Genomic DNA, 21,753 nt, shown 5'->3' with positions numbered 1-21,753 from the left:
ATTGTTCCGCACCGCTGCGGCGGCGCTGTCAGGTCACTCCAGGAGTGCCGTGTAGCCGGGCTTGATCACGTCGTTGATGATCTCCAGCCGTTCGTCGAAACCGATGAACGCCGACTTCATCGCATTCACCGTGAACCACTGCAGATCCGTCCAGCCGTAACCGAACGCCTCGTGCAGCGCGGCGAATTCGCCGGACATCGAGCAGTTGCTCATCAGCCGGTTGTCGGTGTTCACCGTGACCCGGAAGCGCAGCTTCGCCAGCAATCCGATGGGGTGCTCGGCGATCGACTTGGCGGCACCGGTCTGCAGGTTCGACGACGGGCACATCTCCAGCGGAATCCGCCGGTCCCGGACGTAGGACGCCAACCGGCCCAGGTGCACCGCGCCGTCCTCGTCGACCTTGATGTCGTCGACGATGCGCACCCCGTGCCCGAGGCGTTCAGCACCGCAGTGCTGGATCGCCTCCCAAATGGACGGCAATCCGAACGCCTCACCAGCGTGAATGGTGAAATGCGCATTCTGCTGGCGAAGGTATTCAAAGGCGTCCAAGTTCCGGGTGGGCGGAAATCCAGCTTCCGGACCCGCGATGTCGAAGCCGACGACCTCGGCATCGCGGTACCGAACGGCGAGGTTCGCGATTTCCGCCGACCTCGCGTTCTGCCGCATCGCGCACAACAAGGTACCGATTCGGATACGTTTTCCAATCGCCGCGGCTCGGCGTTCCCCGTCGCGGAATCCTTCCTGCACCGCCTGGACCACCTGGTCGAGGGTGAGCCCTTGTTCCTGGAAGAGTTCCGGGGCGTACCGGACCTCCGCGTACACCACACCGTCGGCGGCCAAGTCCTCGACGCACTCGGCGGCGACGCGGGCCAACGCATCCTCGGTCTGCATCACCGCCACGGTGTGCGAGAAGGTCTCCAGGTAGCGTTCCAGCGACCCCGAATCCGCCGCTGCGACGAACCATCTGCCCAGCTCATCGGCGTCCTCATGGGGTAGGTCCGAGTATCCGACCGCGCGCGCGAGATCGATGACCGTCTGGGGCCGCAGCCCGCCGTCGAGGTGGTCGTGCAACAGCACCTTCGGCGCCAGCCGGATGGTGTCCAGGTTCACCGGATTCGACATGCGACTACGTTACAGGGCGCAGGTGACGCCCTCACGCACAGCTACCAACGGCGAACCGAAGAAAACCCTGCACAAGCGGCGCTTTGCGGGCACGTACAACAGAACACCCAGCACCGCAAACTCGCCCAGATGGGTGCAATTGCAACCGGTTAGCACATTCAGCGGTGAGCCTCATGGACCGTTCAGTCGAATAGTACACGACCAAACGGGGCCTGGAATGGATTCGTAATCACGCAATGTGTCGGGGGGTGGTTGGGAACGTGAGAATCGAGTGGCTAGGCTCCTGGAGTCCTCACCTCCCCTCGACGAAGGACGCTCCTAGCCGTGACCGAGAACATGTCGTTCGACCGCATGCGCAACATGCTCACGCGTGCGGCTGAGATCCGCGAGAGCGAACAACAGCAGATTTTCGACGCGCTGGACGAAATCCACGCTCGGCTGTCCCCGCTGGAGTCCCTGGGCTCGGTTCGGAAACGATTGTCCGAGCTGCCGGACCGCACCGAGGTCAGCGTCCTCGCCGAACGACTCGACGAGGCATTGGCGAAGCTCGAAGGGCACGATGGCGCGCTGGTCGAGCTGAAGAGCGCGGTCGACGGCCTGGTGGACAAGCTCGCCAAGCCGTTCGCGCAGCTCGACGGACGGTTGGACGGGGTCGCGGGCCGGATGGACGGCGTCTCCGGCCGGATGGACGGCTTGGAGGACAAGCTCGGCCACATCCACAAGCGCCTCGACGAGCTCGGCCTGCACCTCGACAAGCAGGACGGTCGGCTGGAAGCGCTGCCCGGCTCGGTGCACGGGCCGATGCGCGAGCGCATCGACTCGCTGGAGACCAGCCTGCGCGGCCGCTTCGCCGAGATCGACGAAGGCGTGCACGAGCACCTCGACGGCACCCGCGAGGCGTTGCAGCGCGCGGTCACCGACTCCACCGGCAGCGTGCAGCACACGCTCGCCGAAGCCGTGTCCGGCAGCCGCGACCAGCTGGACGCCAAGCTCGACCAGCTCGCCGCACGGCCCGCCGTGGACCCGACCGACCGGCTGGACAAGCTGGCCGAGCGGTTGGAGCAGCTCACCAACCGGTTGGACCAGGTGTCCGGTCGCCTCACCCAGGTCGAGGACAACGTCAACGCCCGGATCGACACCGTCGAGCAGGGCTTCAGCACCCGCCTCGACACCGTTGCGGATGGCGTCAAGACCGGCCTCGGTGAGCTCGGCGGCACGCTGTCGAAGAACCTGTCGCAGCTGTCCGGGACGCTCTCCGCACGCCCCGACAGCGACTCGCTGGGCGCGCTGGTCCGCGAGGCCAACGAGGAGAGCGAGCGGCGGCACGCCGGTCAGCTCGACGAGGCGATGGCCACCTTCGCGGAGTTGATCCTCGGTGGCAGTGCACCATCGGCACCGCCGCCCCCCACCACGCTGCCCCGGCAGCAGCGGCGCGGCCGTTCGAAGAGCGCGAAGCGCGACACGGACAAGGCGCTGACCGCCGACGACGGCGACGACTTCACAGCCGAAAGCGCCTGATCCGGACTGCCCGCCAGCGGCCCATCAAGGTGGCCCGGCTGGCGGGCGGTCCGCGACCACCCGATCCAGCACCAGCGGTGTCGACTTCCGGTCGGCACCGCTGATCGCGTATCCGCCCGCGAGCGCTTCCAGCGCACCTCCGACCGTTTCCGGGCGATCGGTGTGCAGTTCCAGCAGCGGCTCACCCGCCATCACCTGATCGCCGGGTTTGGCCAGGCACAGCACGCCAGCGGCATGCTGGACGTCGTCCTCCTTGCGGACCCGTCCGGCACCCAGGCGCCAGGCCGCCACCCCGACCGCGTACGCGTCGAGTTCCGCCAACGTCCCGGTTTCCGATGCGGTGACGACCTCGACGTGCTGGGCACGGGGCAACTCGGCCTCCGGGTCACCGCTTTGGGCAGCGATCATCCGGCACCACGTCTCGTACGCCCGGCCGTCGGCCAATGCCGCGGCCGGATCCACATCGGACAGACCCGCGTGGCCCAGCATTTCGCGGGCCAGCGCCAGCGTCAGCTCCACCACGTCCGGCGGCCCGCCACCGCGCAGCACCGCCACGGCTTCCGAGACCTCAAGCGCGTTGCCGACCGCTCGCCCCAGTGGCACCGACATGTCGCTGATCAGGGCACTGGTGCGCAATCCGTTGGCAGTCCCGATGTCCACCAGCGCGGTGGCCAGCCGCCGAGCCTGGTCGAGATCCTTCATGAAGGCACCGGAGCCGCATTTGACGTCCAGCACCAGGGATTGCACGCCTTCGGCGATCTTCTTGCTCATGATCGAGCTGGCGATCAGCGGGATCGACTCGACCGTGCCGGTCACGTCGCGCAGGGCGTAGAGCTTGCGGTCTGCCGGGGCCAGCCCTTCGGTCGCCGCGCACACCACTGCGCCGACATCGCGCAACTGGTCGCGGATCTCCGCGGTGGACAGTCGTGCTCGCCAGCCGGGTATCGACTCCAGCTTGTCCAACGTGCCGCCGGTATGGCCCAGCCCGCGCCCGGACAGCTGCGGTACCGCCGCGCCGCAGGCGGCCACCAGCGGCGTCAACGGCAACGTGATCTTGTCGCCGACGCCGCCGGTGGAGTGCTTGTCCACAGTGGGTTTTCGGATCCCGTCGAGCACCAACGTCTCGCCGGAAGCGACCATCGCCGCTGTCCAGCGCGCCGTTTCCGCTGGAGTCATGCCTCGCAGCAGGACCGCCATCGCCAGCGCGGCCATCTGTTCCTCGGCGACCTCGCCACGGGTGTACGCCTCGATCACCCAGTCGATCTGCTCGTTGGTCAACCGCTCGCCATCGCGCTTCGCGCGGATCACATCAACAGCGGAATGCATCGCCGTCGCCTCCAAGGCTCGCAGGAACTTCCCGCCAATAAAGAGGAACGAACCCCTCCACCAGATACACCCCGAACGAGTGATCTTGGCAAAACCCCAGGCCAGGAGGTCAGAATTCGAAGGCGTCAGGCAGGACTTCGCGCATCGGGAGGACTCCGCGCGGGGTGTCCACGAGGCAGTCCGGCCCGCCGAGTTCTTGGAGCAGTTGGCGGCAGCGACCGCAGGGCATCAGCAGCTCGTCCGCAGCACTGCGGCAGGCCACCGCGACGAACCGGCCGCCCCCGGTCAGCCGCAGTTGGCCCGCCATCGTGCACTCCGCGCACAGGGTCAGCCCGAAAGAACCGTTCTCCACGTTGCAGCCGACGACCACCCGGCCGTCATCGCACAGCGCAGCAGCTCCCACCTGGAGGTTCGAGTACGGGCAGTACGCCAGCGCCGCAGCCTCCACCGCCGCGGCCCGCAGCGCTCCCCAATCCACTGTGGACATCACTGGTCAGTCGACTCCGAAGTTGGTTCGGTCTTGTCTTTTGAAGCGGCGAAGCCGCTTAGCCCACCTACGGCGCTTGCACCGCCGCGGGTTCTCAGACGTCGTCTCGGGAGGGCAGCCTCGACGTGGTGTATTGGGCATACATGATGTCGGTGATCCCGGAGTCGAGACGGCGTCTGAGGTTCCGCCACCCGCACCGCCACGCAAAACGAGCCTGGAATCAAACTCAGTCGGATCCTCGGCGGTAAGGTACTCCGTCCGCGGCAGGTGGTCTCAGTCGTTGCGATGCCGCGCCGAGGACCACCAGCGTCACCAGGTGCGGCGTGTAGGCGGTGATCTCTTCCGGCAACTGGTCGGTGAACCAGTACACCGAGTACATCGCCGCCGCGAAGAGCAAGGCGATGCCAGCGGCGAACCAGTTGCGCCGCCACAGTTGCAGGATCACCACCGCCACCAGCACCAGCGTCGCCGCGTAGAACAGCGCGTGCACGCTGGTTTCGCCGCTGCGCAGCTGCAAGCCGTCGGAGTAGCCGAACAGGGCCGCGCCACCGAGCAGCCCGCCGGGCCGCCAGTTGCCGAAGATCATCGCCGCCAGGCCGATGTAACCCCGGTTGTTCGTCTGGTTCTCCAGGTAGCCCGCCTGGCCCGGGTTGAGGATCAGCGCCGCACCGCCGAGCCCGGCCAGCGCACCGGAGATGATCACGGCCAGGTACTTGTAGCGGTAGACCTTGACGCCCAGCGATTCCGCCGCGACCGGGTTCTCCCCGCAGGACCGCAGGCGCAGTCCGAACGGCGAGCGCCACAGCACCAGGTAGCTCACCGGCACCAGCAGGTAGGCCAGCATGGTCAGCGGCGACACCTCGGTGATCAGGCCGCCGATGATGCCCGCCAGGTCGGAGATCCCGACCCGCTGCAGGTCTTCCAACTGCTCCAGCCAACTGCCGAACGGCTGCATCGAGTAGGTGTCGAACTTCGGCACCGGCGGTGATTCCCGCGGGTTCTGCGAGATCGGCTCGAACAGCAGCGTGGACAGGTACTTCGCGGCGCCCGCGCCGAGCAGGTTGATGGCCACCCCGGACACGATGTGGTTGACCCCGAAGCTCACGGTCGCCACCGCGTGCACCAAGCCGCCGAGCGCGCCGAACACCGCTGCCGCGACCAGCCCGGCCAGCGGTCCCCACTGGTAGCCCGCCCAGGCCCCGCCCCAGGTGCCCAGGATCATCATGCCTTCCAGGCCGATGTTGATGACCCCGGCCCGCTCGGCCCACAGCCCGCCGAGCGCGGCCAGCAAGATCGGGATGCCCAGCCGCACCGCGGCCTGCACCGTGCCCGACGAGGTCAGCTGGGGCACTCCCGTCTGGTACGAGGTGATCGACACCGCCACGAAGGCGACCAGCACCCACAGCAGGGCACGGGCCCAGCCGGGCATTCGGCGGCCCGGACCGCTGGTCTTGCGCTCCGTCGGCGCCGGTTCGGTCGCGACCGCGGTCATGACTGGCCCGCCTCCAGTTCCGCCTCTCCGCGATTCACTGTCCCGCCTCTCCGCGATTCGCAGTGGTGGTGGCGTCCAGCACGAATCTCGCTTTTCGTGGTTTCCTGTGGCTGGTTCGCGTCACGTTCCCCTGAGGTGCGGTTGGGGAGGACTGCGGTTGAGGCAGGGGGTGTCATGCCCTCTCACCTCCGGTTCCGGCGGCCGCCGGGGTGGCCGCGGTGCCCAGGGCACGCCCGACCCGCCGCTGCTCGGCGGCGAGCTCGCGGCGGCGCACCAACTCGTACGCCACGACCACCGACAGCACGATGGTGCCCTGCAAGATCGTCACGATCTCCTTGGGCACCCCGATGTTGTCCAGCGTCAACGAGCTCTTGTCCAGGAAGGACCACAGCAGCGCGCCGAACGCCACGCCGATCGGGTGGTTGCGGCCCAGCAGCGCGATCGCCAACCCCGCGAAGCCGTAGCCGGTCGGGAAGTTGAGCGTGACGGTGTGGTCCCGGCCGAGGATTTCCGGCAGGCCCGCCAGTCCGGCGATGGCGCCGGAGAGCAGCATGGCGGACATGATCATGCGCTTGGAGTTGACCCCGCCAGCCGCTGCCGCGGTCGGCGACAGGCCGGAAGCGCGCAGTTCGAAGCCGTACCGGGTGCGGTCGATCAGCACCGCGTAGCCGACGCCGACCACGACGGAGAGCAGCACCAGCCCGAAGATGGTGCCCGCGCTGCCCAGCGGGATGCCCGGCACCTGGCCGCTCTCCGGGATGATGCGGGTGCCCTGGGTGTTTCCGCGCATCTCACCGAAGGTCGCCACCAGGTAGGCGACCACGCCGATGGCCAGGGTGTTGAGCATGATCGTGGAGATCACCTCGGACACCCCGCGGTAGACCTTGAGCACCGCCGCGATGCCGCACCACGCGGCGCCGACGGCCGCACCCACCGCGACGATCACCACGACCTGCAGCCCGAACGGCAGGCTGATCGAACCGCCGACGATCGCCGCCACGCACGCGGCCAGCCGGTACTGGCCCTCGATTCCGATGTTCAGCAGGTTCATCTGGAACCCGATCGCCGCCGCGATCGCCACCAGGTAGTACGCGCCCGCGGTGTTGATGATGTCCACCGCGGTGGTGCCGCGCCCGACCTGCGCGACCATTTCCGCCAACGTCGCGATCGGATTCGCGCCGGAGATCACCAGCACCACGCTGCACAGCACCGCCGAGAAGACGATCGCCAGCGCAGGCGGCAACAGCCGTGCCCGCCAGGTGTTCATCCCGCCTCCTGCGTCTCGCCGGGCACCCGCACCCGGTCGGCTGCATGAGCGGGCAAGAAATCGTGGCTCATACAGCCTCCTGGGCGCCGGTCATCGCTGCGCCGAGCTCCTGCGGGGTCACCGAGCGCGGATCGGCCGCCGCGACCAACCTCCCCCGGTACATCACCCGGATGGTGTCCGAAAGCCCGATCAGCTCGTCGAGATCGGCCGAGATCAGCAGGACCGCCAGGCCCGCCGCGCGGGCGGCGCGCAGGTGGTCCCAGATGCCCGACTGCGCTCCGACGTCCACGCCCCGCGTCGGGTGCGCCGCGATGAGCAGCACCGGATCGCCGGACAGCTCCCGGCCGACCACGAGCTTCTGCTGGTTGCCGCCGGAGAGCGCGGCCGCGTCCACCTCGATGCCCGGCGTGCGGACGTCGAACTGCTCGACGATCCGCTGCGCGTCGGCCTTCGCGCCCTGCCGGTCCAGCCAGCGGCCGCGGGCCACCGGGCGGCGGGTCTGGTGACCGAGAATCCGGTTGAACCACAACGATTCGTCCAGCAGCAGACCCTGCCGGTGCCGGTCCTCCGGCACGTAGCCGATGCCCGCTGCCCGGCGGGCCAGGGTGGACAGGCCGGTCAGGTCGCGCTCCCCGAGCTCGATCCGACCAGCGTCCACCGGGCGCATGCCCATGATCGCTTCGACCAGCTCGGTCTGGCCGTTGCCTTCCACCCCGGCGATGCCGACGACCTCGCCCGCGTGGACGGCCAGGTCGATGTCCGCGAGCACCATCCGATCCTGTTCCGATGCGGACAGTCCGGAGACGGCCAGCACCTCGCGATCGGTCACAGTGGACGCGCCGTGCTCAGGCACCGGCAGCTCACTGCCGACCATCATCTCGGCCAGTCGATGACTGCTGACCGCGGTCGCGGCCACGGTGCCGACCGTGGTGCCACGCCGCAGGACGGTGATGGTGTCGGCGATGGCCCGCACCTCGTCGAGCTTGTGCGAGATGAAAAGGAACGTGAAGCCCTGCTCGCGCATGGTTCGCAGGGTCGCGAACAGCTCGTCCACCTCCTGCGGGACCAGCACCGCGGTGGGCTCGTCGAGGATGATGATCCGCGCGCCCCGGTAGAGCACCTTGAGGATTTCCACCCGCTGCCGATCGGCCACCCCAAGCCGTTCGACCAGCACGTCCGGGCGCACCTCGAAACCGGCCTGCTCGGCGAGCGCGAGCACCCGCCGCCGCGCCCGCGCACCGATGCCGTGCTCGCCTTCCGCGCCGAGCACGATGTTCTCCAGCACGGTGAGGTTGTCGGCGAGCATGAAGTGCTGGTGCACCATGCCGATACCAGCCCGGATCGCCTCGGCCGGGGAGCGGAACCGCACCTGGTCGCCGCGCACCCGGATGGTGCCGGAGTCCGGGGCCTGCATCCCGTACAGGATCTTCATCAGGGTGGACTTGCCAGCACCGTTCTCGCCGCACAGCGCGTGCACCTCCCCGGAGCGCACCGAGAGGTTCACGTCGGAATTGGCGACCACGCCGGGGAAGGTCTTGGTGATGCCGGTCAGCTCAACGGCCCGGGGCCCGGCAGCGCCGGGTGGACGGCCGGAATCCGGCGCAGTGGAGGTGTTCATGGGGCTCCGTGGGAGGTCGACACCGGAAGCGAACCAGATGGGTGCTCAACATTGGACAGTTTCCGTCCAAATGTGACGATCTTGGCGCGAAACCGCCACTTGATCGGGTGATGAGTGAAGGACACCTTCGACCGAGTTAGCCGGTCGAAGGTGCCCTTCACCTCAATTGTCACGGCTTGTCGGACACCTGGATCTCGTTGCGGGCGATGGCCGCCTTGTAGGCGTCCACCGTGGGCACCAGGTCGGTGATCTTGCCGCCCGAGGTGGAGTAGCCGACACCGTCGATGGACAGGTCGAACTTCTTCGGCACCGTGCTCAGGTCGTTGCGCGCGACCGCGGCGATGTAGTCGTACACCGCGAGGTCCACCCGCTTGAGCATGGAGCTGACGATCACGTCCTTGTACTCGGCCACGGTCGGCTGGTTGTACTGGTCGGAGTCGACCCCGATCGCCTGCGCGTTCGCCGACTGCACCGACGCGAACACGCCCTTACCGGACGCGCCCGCCGCGTGGTAGATCACATCGGCGCCCGCCTCCAGCTGGCCGGTCGCGACCTCCGAGCCCTTGTTGGGGTCCTGGAAGCCGCTGAAGTCACCGGCTGGCGTGAGGTACTTGCGCTCGATCTTGATGTCCGGTGCGGCGGCCCTGGCGCCCGCGACGAATCCAGCCTCGAACTTCTGGATCAACGGGGTGTTCACCCCGCCGACGAAGCCGATGTGGCAGTTCTTCGACCGGTGCGCGGCGATCACGCCGACCAGGAACGAGCCCTGCTCCTCGGCGAACACCAGCGAGGTGACGTTGGGCATGCCCTCGATGGTCTCGTCGATGATCGCGAACCTGGTGCCGGGGAACTCCGGCGCGACGATCTTGAGCGCGTCGGCGTAGGCGTAGCCGACGGCGATCACCGGGTTGTAGCCCTCCCGCGCCAGCTGCCGCAGCCGGGTCTGCTTGGCGTCTTCCGGCTCACCGGCCCCCGCGTCGAGCTCCTTGGTGTCGGCCAAGCCCATCTCCGCCTTGGCGCGGTCCACACCGGCCACCGAGGCGTCGTTGAACGAGGCATCCCCGCGCCCACCGATGTCGAAGGCCAGCCCGACCCGCATCGCGCCCGCGTTCGGCGGCGGCTGCTGCTGGGTGGCCGCAGTGGTCGGTGCCACAGCCCCAGCTGGCGGGGCGCTCAGCTGGCAGCCCTGCCCCTGGGCGGTGTTGGTTCCGCCGTCCCCGCTGTCCTTCGCGCACCCGGCCAGCGCCAAAGCGCCGGTGAGCAGCACAGCGACCACTGCGGCGCCATTGCGGCGCGATCGTCCGGCACCCGAGCGCCTTCCCCATATCGGCGTTCGCCGCATGCCGTTCCCCTTTCCTGTCTCCTCACGCCGTGCCCCCCGGCCGCGCTCCCGGTTGGCCGGAAGTCCGCGAAGCCGGAAGAACTCCACACGAAGGGGTCGCCCCTGGTGAATTGTTCTTCCAGTGCACGGCGCACGCCATTCGGTGACGTGGCTCTCGAAATTAAGTCTTGACGCTGCTGCTTGTGCATTGCTCGCGTGTCACGAAATGATTTCTACATCGATCAACCGAGGCTGGGGGCTTGTCTGGTCGATCACAGAGAGCTCAGGCGAGTAGGCCCGGTCGATTAGTCGGGTCTAGCATCCGAGACGTCAAGGCCCCAGTTCGTGGCCGGTGACGGGCGTGCACCCAATGTCGATTGGGACAACTGCAACTCGGGGCCGGTCGCCCTCTGTTCCCGAACGGGGCCGTCAGTCCACCAGCGAGGTTGGAGGCCCTTCACCATGGCCAGCACCACCGCCTCCGCGACCGGGGCACCGCAGCGCGTCACCGCACCGCGCGCTAAGGGCCGCCTCTACCGCGGCGACCTGGGCATGTGGTCGTGGGTTGCCCACCGGATCACGGGCGTACTCACCTTCTTCTTCTTGTTCGTACACGTCCTGGACACCGCCTTGGTCCGGGTTTCGCCGAACGCCTACGACACGGTCATCGACACCTACAAGCAGCCGCTGATGATCCTGTTCGAGCTGGGCCTGCTGGCGGCTGTGCTGTTCCACGCGTTCAACGGCATCCGGGTCATGCTGGTCGACTTCTGGGCCAACGGCACGAAGTACCAGAAGCCCATGCTGTGGACGGTCGTGGTGCTGTGGCTGGTGTTGATCATCCCGGCGGCGATCAGCCTGATCAGCCGCGCGGTCGCGCAAGTTTTCGGGGGTTGAGATGACCGTCACCGACGCACCGCTTTCCGTGCAGAAGCCGCGCACCCCGTCCCGCCCCGCCGCGCGCCGCAACAACTTCGAGCTCTACAGCTGGTTGTTCATGCGGCTGTCCGGCGTGGTGCTGCTGTTCCTGGTGCTGGGCCACCTGCTGATCATGCTGTTCCTGGACGGCGGCGTGCACCGGATCAACTTCGCGTTCGTCGCCGGTCGCTGGGCATCGCCGTTCTGGCAGTTCTGGGACCTGACCATGCTCTGGCTGGCTGGCCTGCACGGCGGTAACGGGCTCCGTACCGTCATCAACGACTACTCCCGAAAAGACGGCACACGCTTCTGGCTGAAGATGCTGCTGTACGTCTCCGTCGTGCTCACCGTGGGTCTGGGCAGCTTCGTGATCTTCACCTTCGACCCGAACATCGGCTAGCGCCGCAGACGACCACAGCGTGGCGAGATCGACGCCCCACCGCGGGTCCCGCCACAGCCCGAGGAGGCGACCATGCAGTTCCACAAGTACGACGTGGTCATCGTCGGCGCCGGGGGCGCCGGGATGCGTGCCGCGATCGAATCCGGGCAGCGCGCCCGCACCGCCGTGTTGACCAAGCTCTACCCCACCCGTTCGCACACCGGGGCCGCCCAGGGCGGCATGTGCGCGGCGTTGGCCAACGTCGAAGAGGACAACTGGGAGTGGCACACCTTCGACACCATCAAGGGCGGTGACTACCTGGTCGACCAGGACGCCGCCGAGATCATGGCGAAGGAAGCCATCGACGCGGTCCTGGACCTGGAGCGGATGGGGCTGCCGTTCAACCGGACCCCGGAAGGCAAGATCGACCAGCGCCGGTTCGGCGGCCACACCCGCGACCACGGCAAGGCCCCGGTGCGCCGCGCCTGCTACGCCGCGGACCGCACCGGCCACATGATCCTGCAGACCCTGTACCAGAACTGCGTCAAGCACGGCGTCGAGTTCTTCAACGAGTTCTACGTCCTGGACATCATGCTCAGCGACGGTCCGGACGGGCAGGTCTGCTCCGGCGCGATCGCCTACGAGCTGGCGACCGGCGAAATCCACATCTTCCAGGCCAAGTCGGTCATCTTCGCCACCGGCGGCTTCGGCAAGGTCTTCAAGACCACGTCCAACGCGCACACCCTGACCGGTGACGGGATGGGCATCATCTACCGCAAGGGCCTGCCGCTGGAGGACATGGAGTTCTACCAGTTCCACCCGACCGGCCTGGCCGGGCTGGGCATCCTGATCACCGAGGGTGTTCGCGGCGAGGGCGGCATCCTGCGCAACGCCGACGGCGAGCGGTTCATGGAGCGCTACGCACCGACGATCAAGGACCTCGCGCCGCGCGACATCGTCGCCCGGTCGATGGCCCTGGAGGTGTTGGAAGGTCGCGGCGCGGGTCCGAACAAGGACTACGTGCTGCTCGACGTCACCCACCTCGGCGAAGAGCTGCTTGAGGCGAAGCTCCCGGACATCATGGAGTTCTCCCGCACCTACCTGGGTGTCGAGCCCACCAAGGAGCCGGTGCCGGTCTACCCGACCGCGCACTACGCGATGGGCGGCATCCCGACCAACATCGTCGGTGAGGTGCTGCGGGACAACGAGCACATCATCCCGGGCCTCTACGCGGCCGGGGAATGCGCGTGCGTCTCGGTGCACGGCTCGAACCGGCTGGGCACCAACTCGCTGCTGGACATCAACGTGTTCGGGCGCCGGGCCGGGATCGCCGCGGCCGAGTACGCGCACAGCCACAACCACGTCGAGCTGCCCAACGAGCCGACCAAGCTCGTGCAGGGCATGGTCGACCACCTGCGCACCGCGCACGGCGGCGAGCGGGTCGCCACGATCCGCACCGAACTGCAGCAGACGATGGACGCCAACGCTTCGGTGTACCGCACCGAGGAGACCCTCAAGACGGCGCTGTCGGACGTGCAGGCGCTCAAGGAGCGCTACGGCCGAATCTCCGTGCACGACAAGGGCAAGCGGTACAACTCCGACCTGCTGGAGGCCATCGAGCTGGGCTTCCTGCTCGACCTGGCCGAGTCGCTGGTCAACGCCGCGCTGGCCCGCAAGGAGTCCCGCGGCGGGCACGCCCGCGAGGACTACACCGCTCGGGACGACGTCAACTTCATGCGGCACAGCATGCAGTACAAGGTGTTGCCCGACCGCGAGGACCCGAACGCGCCGCTCGGGTTGACCGGATTCCAGGCCGACATCCGCCTGGACTACAAGCCCGTCGTCGTCACCCGGTACCAGCCGATGGAGCGTAAGTACTGATGACCGCCGCCACCACGAACAACGACACCACCGAACTCCCGGACGACGCCCCGCCGATCCCGGACGGCGCCACGATGGTCACGGTCAAGATCCTCCGGTACAACCCGGAGGTCGACGAGGACCTGCACTGGGAGTCCTACCGCATTCCGGCGCTGCCGTCGGACCGCGTGCTGAACCTGCTGCACTACATCAAGTGGTACGTCGACGGCACGCTGACCTTCCGCCGGTCCTGCGCGCACGGCGTCTGCGGTTCGGATGCGATGCGGATCAACGGGGTCAACCGGCTGGCCTGCAAGGTGCTGATGAAGGACCTGCTGACCAAGGGCGGCGAGACCACGCTGACCATCGAGCCGATCAAGGGCCTGCCGGTCGAGAAGGACCTGGTAGTGGACATGGAGCCGTTCTTCGAGGCGTACCGGGCGGTCAAGCCGTACCTGATGACCACCGGCAACGAGCCGACCCGGGAACGCATCCAGTCGGTCGCCGAGCGGGCGCGGTTCGACGACACCACCAAGTGCATCCTGTGCGCGGCGTGCACCACGTCGTGCCCGGTGTACTGGGCGGACGGCAACTACTTCGGCCCGGCGGCGATCGTCAACGCGCACCGGTTCATCTTCGACAGCCGGGACGAGGGCGCCGAGGAGCGGCTGGACATCCTCAACGACGTGGACGGCGTGTGGCGCTGCCGCACGACGTTCAACTGCACGGACGCCTGCCCACGAGGAATCCAGGTCACCAAAGCGATCCAAGAGGTCAAACGAGCCCTCATGTTCCGCCGCCGCTGACCCCAGACGTGGAACGGCGCCCGCCCCCGGACGGGCGCCGTTTTGCGCTCCGTCGCCGGGTCAGCGGCGGGTGGCTCGGTAGGCTCGCCAGCCGATCACTCCGATGATCGTGCCCAGGACCAGGGAGACCACCGCTATCACCAGGTGGACCAGCAGGTAGGGCGTCGGCGATCCGGCTGCCCAGGAGCGGTCGCTGTTCCAGATGTTGCGCATGAAGTTCGGCCACAGCAGGTACGACCACACGCCGAAGGCCAGCAAGAACAACGCAACTCGACGGGAAACTGTCACGTCTTCAGTATCCGCTGCGATCCGGGTCACCCTCCTGTCCGGGTAGTCGTTCCAACCCCGCTGCGCTGCGAGATTGGTTAGCCTGCTGCGTGTGCCTTCGAGTGCCCGCGGTTCCGCCGCTCCGCTCCGCGCGAAAATCGCCTCACGCGCGGCCCTTTGCGCACTTGTCGCCGGACTCGCGCTGACCACCGGCGGTACCGCTGCGGCCCAGGCGCCCCCGGCCTGCCCCAACGCCGCTCCGCCGCCTCCGGTGGACACCTCGGAGGTGCCCGCACCTGGCGCGCCGGTCCCCGCGCCGGTGCCGGTCCCGGAGACCCCGGTCGGCGGTGACCGGATGGCCGAGTGCGGGGTGATCACCGCGCCTGGCCTGCCGCAGCCGCCCGGCGAGGTCAGCGCCCCCAGTTGGGTGCTGGCCGACCTCGACAGCGGCGCGGTGCTCGCGGCGCGGGATCCGCATGCCCGGCACCGTCCGGCGTCCACCATCAAGGTGCTGACCGCGCTCACCGCGCTCCGCGCGCTGCGGCTGGATGACACGATCGTGGCCACCCAGGACGACGCGAACCAGGAGGGCAGCCGGGTCGGCCTCAGCCCCGGCGTCACCTACAGCGTGCAGCAGGTGCTGACCGGCCTGATCATGCAGTCCGGCAACGATGCCGCGCACGCGCTCGCCATGAAGATGGGCGGGATGCAAGCCACGGTCGACAAGATGAACGCGGTGGCCGCCTCGCTCGGCGCGCTGGACACCCGGACCGCGACACCGTCCGGTTTGGACGGTCCGGGCATGAGCACCTCGGCCTACGACCTGGCGGCGATCTTCCGCGCCGCGATGCACGAGCCAGCGTTCGCCGCGATCATCGGCACCCACAACACATTGCTGCCCGGCGCGCCGGGTGGCCCGCCGCTGGAAGTGTGGAGCGACAACCAGGTCCTGCTCGGCTATCCGGGCGGGTTGGGCGGCAAGACCGGATTCACCGACGACGCCCGGCACACGTTCATCGGCGCCGCGGAGCGCGGCGGGCACCGGCTGGTCGCGGTGCTGATGCGCGGCGAGAACCAGCCGATCCGGCTGTCCGCGCAGGCCATGCAACTGCTGGACTACGGGTTCGGGCTCAGCGCCGTCGAACCGGTCGGCGAACTGGTCACCACGTCACCCGGCCCATCCACTGTAGACAGCTCGCCGGAGCCGCAGGCGAACTCGCCCGAGGACGGGCAGCCGCGGAGCTCGTCGATGTTCGGCACGATTGGCGGCCCGCTGGCCGTACTCGTGTTGGCAGCCGCGGCCGCGATCGTCGCCTTGGCGCGTCGGCAACGCCGCGCGAAGCTGGCCGCCGCGAGCCGCCAGCAGGACGAAGACGACCACCCCTGACGCGAATCCGCTTCCAGTGCCTCGCTCGGCGTGGTTCAATTAGTTAACGGACCCGTGTCGTTAATTAATTGGAGCGACCATGGACTCGACGAACGTCCTGGTAGTGGGTGCCGGACCGGCCGGGCTGGCGCTGGCCTGCGGACTCCGGGAACACGATGTGCCGGTGCGCGTGATCGACCAGGCCGCCGGACCGGCGACAACCTCGCGGGCGAACATCCTGCACGGTCGCGGCGTCGAGGTGCTGAACCGGCTGGGCGCCCTCGGCGATCTGTCGGACCGCGCGCAGCACGCCATCAGCATCAGCTACTACGTCGCGGACAAGCGGCTGGCCACCGTCAGCTTCGGGAAGATCGAGGGCAAGCAGCTCTCGGCGCTGCTGGTGTCGCAGGCGGAGATCGAAGCGGTCCTGCGGCAGCGGCTCGCCGAGCTCGGCTGCAACGTCGAGTGGGGCCGCGAGCTCACCGGCCTGGCGCAGCAGCCCGACGGCGTCACCGCGACGCTCCAGGACGGCGAGTTGCACGCCGACTACCTGGCGGGCTGCGACGGCGCGCACTCCACGGTCCGCAAGCTCAGCGGGATCGACTTCCCCGGTGTCCCGCTCATCGACCAGTGGTTGCTCGCCGACGTGCGCGTGGACTGGGACCTGGACCGCACCGGTTCGTCCGGCTGGTTCCACCGGGACGGTCTGTTCTTCGCGATGCCGATGCGCAGCGCCGAGAACGACACGTGGCGGCTGATGGCCGACGTCCGGCCGACCGACGGAGAGCAGCCGGACGTCGTCGACCAGCTCCAGCAACTGCTGCCCGAGCGCACCGGCCGGACCGACGCGAAGATCCGCGACGTGGCCTGGACCTCGACCTTCCGCATCCACCGCCGACTCGCCGACCGCTACCGCGAGGGACGCGTCCTGCTGGTCGGCGATGCCGCGCACATCCACAGCCCGTTCGGCGGTCAGGGCATGAACACCGGCATCGGCGACGCCGAGAACCTGGCTTGGAAACTCGCGTTGGTGGCGCAAGGGCGCGCCGACGCCGCACTGCTGGACACCTACCAGGCGGAGCGTCGACCGCTGGCCGAGGACGTCGTGCGCAACACCACCGCGAACACCAAGTTGATGCTGGCCGACGGCCCCGTGGCCCGGATCGTGCGCGATCGGCTCATCACCCCGTTGGTGAACCTGAAGGTCGTGCAGCGGCGGGTCACCTGGATCGCGTCGCAGCTGTGGGTCACCTACCGCAAGGGCCCGCTCGGCTCCGGGAAGGGACCGCGGCCCCGCCCCGGCGATCGGGTGCCCGATCTGGACTGCCGGGACGACCGCGGTCGGCCGACCCGGCTGCACACCGAGCTCGGCGGCAAGTGGGCGTTGCTCGCACCGACCGCGACTGGGCTGGAAACCCTTGCGCCGCTGGGAGAACATGTCGTGCACCTGACCCCGGACCAGCCGCGGCAGGAGAGCTGGCTGATCCGGCCGGACGCGCATCTCGCCTGGCGCGGGACCGACCAGCGCGCGCTGGCGCGGTGGCTCGACGAATTTCGGAGCAACGGACGGACGACATGACCAACCGGCGCGGACGGCCACGCGATCCCGAGGCCGACAAGGCGATCCTGCAGGCCGCGTTGGAGCTGTTCATCGAAGGCGGGGTCGAAGGCACCAGCATCGAGCAAATCGCCAAACGCGCCGGGGTCGGCAAGCTCACCGTGTACCGGCGGTGGGACTCCAAGGAGGCCGTGATCGCCGCCGCGATCGAGTTCGCGCGGGACGAGATTCCCGAGCCCTCGCCAGCGGATTACCTCGACTTACCGGTGACCGAACTGGTCGAGCGCGCGCTGCCCGGACTCGCCGAAGCGGTCGCCGACCCGCGGCTTCGCGCGATGGTCGCACGCGTCTTCGGTTCCAGCGTCAGCCATCCGGAGCTGTTGGCGAGCTACTGGGAGAGCTACGTCGCGCCACGGCGGCGCCTCGCCCGCGCGCTGTTGGAACGCGCGCAGGCCGATGGGACGGTCGCCGCCGACGCCGACCGGGACGTGCTCATCGACATGATGGTCGGCGGGATGCTCTTCCGGCTGCTGCAACCGGAACCGCTGGACGCCACCGCGGCCCGCCGGTACCTCGAATCCCTCTACCGCGCGATCGGACTGCTCGCCTGAGCGGCGGTCAGCGCTTGCGGCGCCAGGCCCCGGCCCGCGAGCTGGCGACGGAGTTCAGGTAGATCACGGCGACCTGCTTGAGGCTCTCGAACCCGATCGCGGCGAACAGCGCACCCCACACCGCACTGCGCAGCGTCACGGATTTGCGCGGCAAACGCACCAGCACCCACCGGAACACCGACCAGCTCGCCGCGCGACGCTCAGGCCAGGAACTCCGTCAACAGGCGGTTCAGTTCCGCTGGCCGTTCGGTCGGAAGGGAATGGTGGGAGGCATCCAGCAGGGTGGTGACAGTCACGTCGGGCAGGAGTCGGCGGGCGCCAGCGCTCACACGTTGCACGTCGTGCGCCCGGCTGCGCTCGGCAAGCAGCACGAGGGTCGGGATGTTGCAGGTCCGCAGATCCGCTGCCTTGGGGCGTCGCATCGCGACGACCTTCGACCGCCGGGCGTCGGCTGCTTCGTCCAGGAACCCCTGCCACACCGGATCCTCGGTGGCACCGCCGGTTTCCCACTGGTGGAAGGCGCGCTCACCCTCGGCAGTGCGTTTCAGCAGCAGCGGCACCGCGTGCAGGAGATATCGGAGCCGCATGCCAGCAAAGCAGTTGGTGGGATCGAGCAGCGCGAGCCTGCTGACCCGCCGGGGCGCGTGCAGTGCGTAGTTCAGCGCGATCCAGGCTCCGTAGGAATGGCCGCACAGCTGAGCTGCGTCCAGCCCCAGCGCGTCGTAAAAGGTGTCCAGCCACGCCATCAGGTCCGCGACACCGCGCAGCGGCGCCCCGTCGTGGACGCTGCGGCCGACGTCTCCCATCAGGTCGACGGCGTAAACCCGGTGGGCGCGAGCGAAGTCGGCGACATTGCCGAACCACACCATCGAGGTGGTCCCACCGCCCGGGAGCAGCACGAGCGGAACGCCGTCTTCAGGGCCGCAGATTTGGACCCGGGTGGTGCCGTAGGCGGACTGCAAGTCGACGCAACTGACATCGTCAGGCCACCGCCGCAGGACTGCGTCGTACGCCGCGAAGAACTCCTCGTCGTCACCCATGGCTACCCCTGTCCGATAAGATTTCTCGATCGTCGATAATCTCGACTGCCGAGATAATATTGTCCGGAGGGGCATGTGGACGACCAAGACCCGGCGCTTCAACTGGTCCATCTGCTGCGGGAAGTCACGGTGGAACTCGATCGCTTCGCCGCCGAGTTCGCCGACGGCAACGGGCTGCATCCCACGGATGTGCGTGCGCTGATCCACCTGCTGGATGCAGGTCGGGCGGGTGTGACCGCCACACCTGGATGGCTCGGCACGCAGATGGGCGTGAACTCGGCATCGACCACTGCGCTGATCGACCGACTGGAGCGACTGGGGCTGGTCCGCCGCGCGCCGGATACCCGCGACCGCCGCCGAGTGCTGCTGATCGTAGAGGACAAGGCCGTCGACCTGGGCTGGTCCTTCTTCGGACCCCTGATCAACGAGATGATTGCGGCGATGCGCTCCTTCGACGAAACGGAACTGGCTACGGTGCGGCGCTTCCTGCTGGTGATGCGCGACGCTGCCGTCGCCGAACGGCAAGATCGACAGGACGGCCCCACCGGTCGGTGACGAGACGCTCCGCTCCCGGCCCGCTCGCTCGGCGGTTTCCCCTGAACACCGACCGCAGGTCTCGGGCCGCGCGAACGGCGGTCAGCGCTTGCGGCGCCAGGCCCAGCCCGCGACCGCACCGAGGCCGACCAGGCCCGCCGAGGTGCGCACCCCGATCCGGTTCCGCACCTCGATGACCGGGCGGATGATCGCCGGGCCGGGCGGTGGCGGCACCGCCAGCTCCAGGTTCTCCCGCGCCGACGCGGTCCACGCGGTGACGAACAGGATGAACCGCGAGGTCAGGTTCGCGAACACCAGCAGGCCGAGGATCGGGCCGAACGCCACACCGGCTGGCGAACTGGTGACGGAATTCAGGTAGATCACCGCGACCTGCTTGAGCACCTCGAACCCGATCGCGGCGAACAACGCGCCCCACACCGCGCTGCGCAGCGTCACGGGTTTGCGCGGCAAGCGCGCCAGCACCCACAGGAACACCAGCCAGCTCGCCGTCAGCGACAGCACGATCGACAGCGCCCGCAGCACGAACCCCGCCGCTGGCGTGTGCTCGATCCCGATCAGTTCGAACAGCCGCTGCCCGACCCCGCCGCCGATGGCGCTGATGCCGAACGAGACCGCCAGCGCCACCCCGAGCCCGATCAGCGACACCAGGTCGGAGGCCATCCGCCGGACCATCGACTGCTTGGCGGCCTCCTGCGTCCACTGCGCGGTCAGCGCTTCCCGCAGGTTCGTCATCCAGCCGAGCCCGGAGTACAGGGCCGCGAGCAGACCGATCACCCCGACCGCCCCGGCCTGGCCGATCGCCTGGTCGACGACCCGGTTGAGCATGTCGCTCATCGCCGGGCTCGGCACCGCCGAGGTGATCGAGGTCCGCAACTGGTCCAACAGCGCCGGGTCGCCGCGCAGCACGAACCCGGCCGCCGCGAAGGCGATCATCAGCAGCGGCACCATCGCGAGCACGCTGAAGTACGTGATCGCGGCGGCGTAGTAGTCGCCGTACCGGCTCTGGTATCGCTCGAACGCGCGGATGAGCCGGTCCAGCCATTCGTACCGGCGGCGCAGCAGGGCCATTCGGCTCGGCTTCGCATCCTGCTTCTGACCTGCCACGATGCACCTCCCGCCGGAACGGCATCCGCCGAACGGTGGCAGGCTACCCGCAGTTGATCAGCTCAGCCCATCGGCGGCAGGAAGCCCACCCGATCGAAGACCGTGCGCAGCGTTTCCGCGGCGACCGAGCGTGCCCGCTCGGCGCCCCGGTGCAGGACCTTGTCCAGCTCGGCCGGGTCGTCGAGGTAGCCGCGGACCTTCTCCTGGAACGGGGTGACGAACTCGACCACGACCTCGCCGAGGTCCTTCTTCAGGTCGCCGTACCCCTTGCCCTGGTAGGCCGCCTCCAGCTCGGCGATGCTCTTGCCGGTCAGCGCGGAGTAGATCACCAGCAGGTTGCTGATGCCCGGCTTGTTCTCGACGTCGTAGCGGATCTCGCGCTCCAGGTCGGTGACCGCGGAGCGGATCTTCTTCGCCGAACGCTTCGGCTCCTCCAGCAGCTCGACCACCCCGGCGGGCACCGACTTGCTCATCTTCGCGGTCGGGTCCTGCAGGTCGTAGATCTTGGCGGTCTCCTTGGGGATGTGCGCCGCGGGCACCGTGAAGGTGTTGCCGAAGCGGGAGTTGAACCGCTGCGCCAGGTTGCGGGTGAGCTCCAGGTGTTGGCGCTGGTCCTCGCCGACGGGGACCGCGTCCGCCTGGTAGAGCAGGATGTCCGCGGCCTGCAGCACCGGGTAGGTGAACAGGCCGACGCTGACGTGGTCGGCCTCCTGGCGGGCGGACTTGTCCTTGAACTGGGTCATCCGACCGGCCTCGCCGAAGCCGGTCAGGCACTCCAGCACCCAGCTGAGCTGGGCGTGCTCCGGGACGTGGCTCTGCACGAACAGCGTCGAGCGGTCGGGGTCGATGCCGATGGCCAGCAGCTGGGCGGCGGAGAGCCGGGTGCGCTGACGCAACAGCTCCGGGTCCTGCGCCACGGTGATGGCGTGCAGGTCGACGACGCAGTAGAAGGCGTCGTGGTCGGCCTGCATGGCGACCCACTCCTGCAGGGCGCCCAGGTAGTTGCCGAGGTGGAACGAGTCGGCGGTTGGCTGGATGCCGGAGAGCACGCGCGGCCGTGCCGCGGGCTGGTCGCTGTTCTGGGGTGCGGGACTGTCGCTGCTCACGGGTTGATTCTCGCAAGTGCCGCGGCGCGCGG

General features: G+C 68.5%; 20 protein-coding genes and 1 pseudogene. 9 read left to right on the top strand and 12 right to left on the bottom strand.

What is annotated here, in order from left to right; translation table 11 throughout:
- Nucleotides 1–33: 33 nt before the first annotated feature.
- Complete coding sequence (locus MOQ72_RS16375) at nt 34–1,122, bottom strand: adenosine deaminase (RefSeq protein WP_242184468.1); 1,089 nt, start codon at nt 1,120–1,122, stop codon at nt 34–36.
- A gap of 324 nt (nt 1,123–1,446) precedes the next feature.
- On the opposite strand from MOQ72_RS16375, the gene MOQ72_RS16370 reads away from it, so the two are divergent.
- Complete coding sequence (locus MOQ72_RS16370) at nt 1,447–2,640, top strand: coiled-coil domain-containing protein (RefSeq protein ID WP_242184465.1); 1,194 nt, start codon at nt 1,447–1,449, stop codon at nt 2,638–2,640.
- A gap of 24 nt (nt 2,641–2,664) precedes the next feature.
- Here MOQ72_RS16370 and MOQ72_RS16365 read toward each other — a convergent pair whose 3' ends face one another.
- The 6 genes from MOQ72_RS16365 to MOQ72_RS16340 all read right to left on the bottom strand — a co-directional run bounded on the left by MOQ72_RS16365 (nt 2,665) and on the right by MOQ72_RS16340 (nt 10,172).
- Nucleotides 2,665–3,966, bottom strand: coding sequence for a thymidine phosphorylase (locus tag MOQ72_RS16365; RefSeq protein ID WP_242184463.1), 1,302 nt, complete (start codon nt 3,964–3,966; stop codon nt 2,665–2,667).
- Between the two features lie 109 nt (nt 3,967–4,075).
- Complete coding sequence (locus MOQ72_RS16360) at nt 4,076–4,453, bottom strand: cytidine deaminase (protein WP_242184461.1); 378 nt, start codon at nt 4,451–4,453, stop codon at nt 4,076–4,078.
- 226 nt (nt 4,454–4,679) lie between these two features.
- Nucleotides 4,680–5,945, bottom strand: coding sequence for an ABC transporter permease (locus MOQ72_RS16355; protein WP_242184460.1), 1,266 nt, complete (start codon nt 5,943–5,945; stop codon nt 4,680–4,682).
- 172 nt (nt 5,946–6,117) lie between these two features.
- Nucleotides 6,118–7,212: an ABC transporter permease gene (locus MOQ72_RS16350; RefSeq protein WP_242184458.1), complete on the bottom strand. Its 1,095-nt coding sequence runs from the start codon at nt 7,210–7,212 to the stop codon at nt 6,118–6,120.
- 67 nt (nt 7,213–7,279) lie between these two features.
- Entirely contained in the window at nt 7,280–8,830 is a 1,551-nt protein-coding gene (locus MOQ72_RS16345) for an ABC transporter ATP-binding protein (RefSeq protein ID WP_242184456.1), read from the bottom strand.
- Nucleotides 8,831–8,999: 169 nt separating this feature from the next.
- A complete protein-coding gene (locus tag MOQ72_RS16340; protein ID WP_242184455.1) occupies nt 9,000–10,172 on the bottom strand; it encodes a BMP family lipoprotein in 1,173 nt (390 codons plus the stop codon).
- A 441-nt stretch (nt 10,173–10,613) separates the two neighbouring features.
- On the opposite strand from MOQ72_RS16340, the gene sdhC reads away from it, so the two are divergent.
- The 4 genes from sdhC (at nt 10,614) to MOQ72_RS16320 (ending at nt 14,114) form a co-directional block, all read left to right on the top strand.
- Nucleotides 10,614–11,048 carry a succinate dehydrogenase, cytochrome b556 subunit gene (gene sdhC, locus MOQ72_RS16335; protein WP_242184454.1) on the top strand — a complete coding sequence of 145 codons (435 nt, stop codon included), beginning with the start codon at nt 10,614–10,616 and terminating at the stop codon, nt 11,046–11,048.
- 1 nt (nt 11,049) lies between these two features.
- The gene (locus tag MOQ72_RS16330) at nt 11,050–11,469 is read left to right on the top strand and encodes a succinate dehydrogenase hydrophobic membrane anchor subunit (protein WP_242184453.1); all 420 of its coding nucleotides are present in this window, start codon (nt 11,050–11,052) and stop codon (nt 11,467–11,469) included.
- Between the two features lie 72 nt (nt 11,470–11,541).
- On the top strand, nt 11,542–13,329 hold the full coding sequence (gene sdhA, locus MOQ72_RS16325) for a succinate dehydrogenase flavoprotein subunit (RefSeq protein WP_242184452.1): 1,788 nt from the start codon (nt 11,542–11,544) through the stop codon (nt 13,327–13,329).
- The gene (locus MOQ72_RS16320) at nt 13,329–14,114 is read left to right on the top strand and encodes a succinate dehydrogenase iron-sulfur subunit (protein ID WP_242184444.1); all 786 of its coding nucleotides are present in this window, start codon (nt 13,329–13,331) and stop codon (nt 14,112–14,114) included. Before sdhA ends, MOQ72_RS16320 begins: the two co-directional genes overlap by 1 nt.
- 60 nt (nt 14,115–14,174) lie before the next feature.
- Here the strand turns inward: MOQ72_RS16320 and MOQ72_RS16315 are convergent, their stop codons facing one another.
- Nucleotides 14,175–14,402, bottom strand: coding sequence for an SCO4848 family membrane protein (locus MOQ72_RS16315; RefSeq protein ID WP_242184443.1), 228 nt, complete (start codon nt 14,400–14,402; stop codon nt 14,175–14,177).
- Between the two features lie 91 nt (nt 14,403–14,493).
- Between MOQ72_RS16315 and MOQ72_RS16310 the strand changes: the two genes are divergently transcribed.
- The 3 genes from MOQ72_RS16310 (at nt 14,494) to MOQ72_RS16300 (ending at nt 17,916) form a co-directional block, all read left to right on the top strand.
- On the top strand, nt 14,494–15,768 hold the full coding sequence (locus MOQ72_RS16310) for a D-alanyl-D-alanine carboxypeptidase family protein (protein ID WP_242184442.1): 1,275 nt from the start codon (nt 14,494–14,496) through the stop codon (nt 15,766–15,768).
- Nucleotides 15,769–15,847: 79 nt separating this feature from the next.
- On the top strand, nt 15,848–17,326 hold the full coding sequence (locus tag MOQ72_RS16305) for an FAD-dependent monooxygenase (RefSeq protein WP_242184441.1): 1,479 nt from the start codon (nt 15,848–15,850) through the stop codon (nt 17,324–17,326).
- Complete coding sequence (locus tag MOQ72_RS16300; protein WP_242184440.1) at nt 17,323–17,916, top strand: TetR/AcrR family transcriptional regulator; 594 nt, start codon at nt 17,323–17,325, stop codon at nt 17,914–17,916. The genes MOQ72_RS16305 and MOQ72_RS16300 overlap by 4 nt, the downstream gene beginning before the upstream one ends.
- A gap of 7 nt (nt 17,917–17,923) precedes the next feature.
- On the opposite strand, the pseudogene MOQ72_RS16295 reads toward MOQ72_RS16300, so the two are convergent.
- Together MOQ72_RS16295 and MOQ72_RS16290 are read right to left on the bottom strand one after the other, a co-directional pair.
- A pseudogene (locus tag MOQ72_RS16295) lies at nt 17,924–18,100 on the bottom strand (inner membrane protein YhjD); the annotation flags it as partial.
- Nucleotides 18,101–18,116: 16 nt separating this feature from the next.
- The gene (locus MOQ72_RS16290) at nt 18,117–18,956 is read right to left on the bottom strand and encodes an alpha/beta fold hydrolase (protein ID WP_242184438.1); all 840 of its coding nucleotides are present in this window, start codon (nt 18,954–18,956) and stop codon (nt 18,117–18,119) included.
- A 75-nt stretch (nt 18,957–19,031) separates the two neighbouring features.
- Between MOQ72_RS16290 and MOQ72_RS16285 the strand changes: the two genes are divergently transcribed.
- A complete protein-coding gene (locus tag MOQ72_RS16285; protein ID WP_242184436.1) occupies nt 19,032–19,511 on the top strand; it encodes a MarR family winged helix-turn-helix transcriptional regulator in 480 nt (159 codons plus the stop codon).
- Between the two features lie 81 nt (nt 19,512–19,592).
- Here the strand turns inward: MOQ72_RS16285 and yhjD are convergent, their stop codons facing one another.
- Both yhjD and trpS read right to left on the bottom strand, forming a co-directional pair.
- The gene (yhjD, locus tag MOQ72_RS16280; protein ID WP_242184433.1) at nt 19,593–20,615 is read right to left on the bottom strand and encodes an inner membrane protein YhjD; all 1,023 of its coding nucleotides are present in this window, start codon (nt 20,613–20,615) and stop codon (nt 19,593–19,595) included.
- 62 nt (nt 20,616–20,677) lie between these two features.
- A complete protein-coding gene (gene trpS / locus MOQ72_RS16275) occupies nt 20,678–21,721 on the bottom strand; it encodes a tryptophan--tRNA ligase (protein ID WP_242184432.1) in 1,044 nt (347 codons plus the stop codon).
- Between the last annotated feature and the right edge of the window lie 32 nt (nt 21,722–21,753).

The sequence above is a fragment of the Saccharopolyspora soli genome (genome assembly GCF_022678645.1).
In the GTDB taxonomy this organism is placed as follows: domain Bacteria; phylum Actinomycetota; class Actinomycetes; order Mycobacteriales; family Pseudonocardiaceae; genus Saccharopolyspora; species Saccharopolyspora soli.
This window is presented reverse-complemented; position numbering and strand designations above follow the sequence as displayed.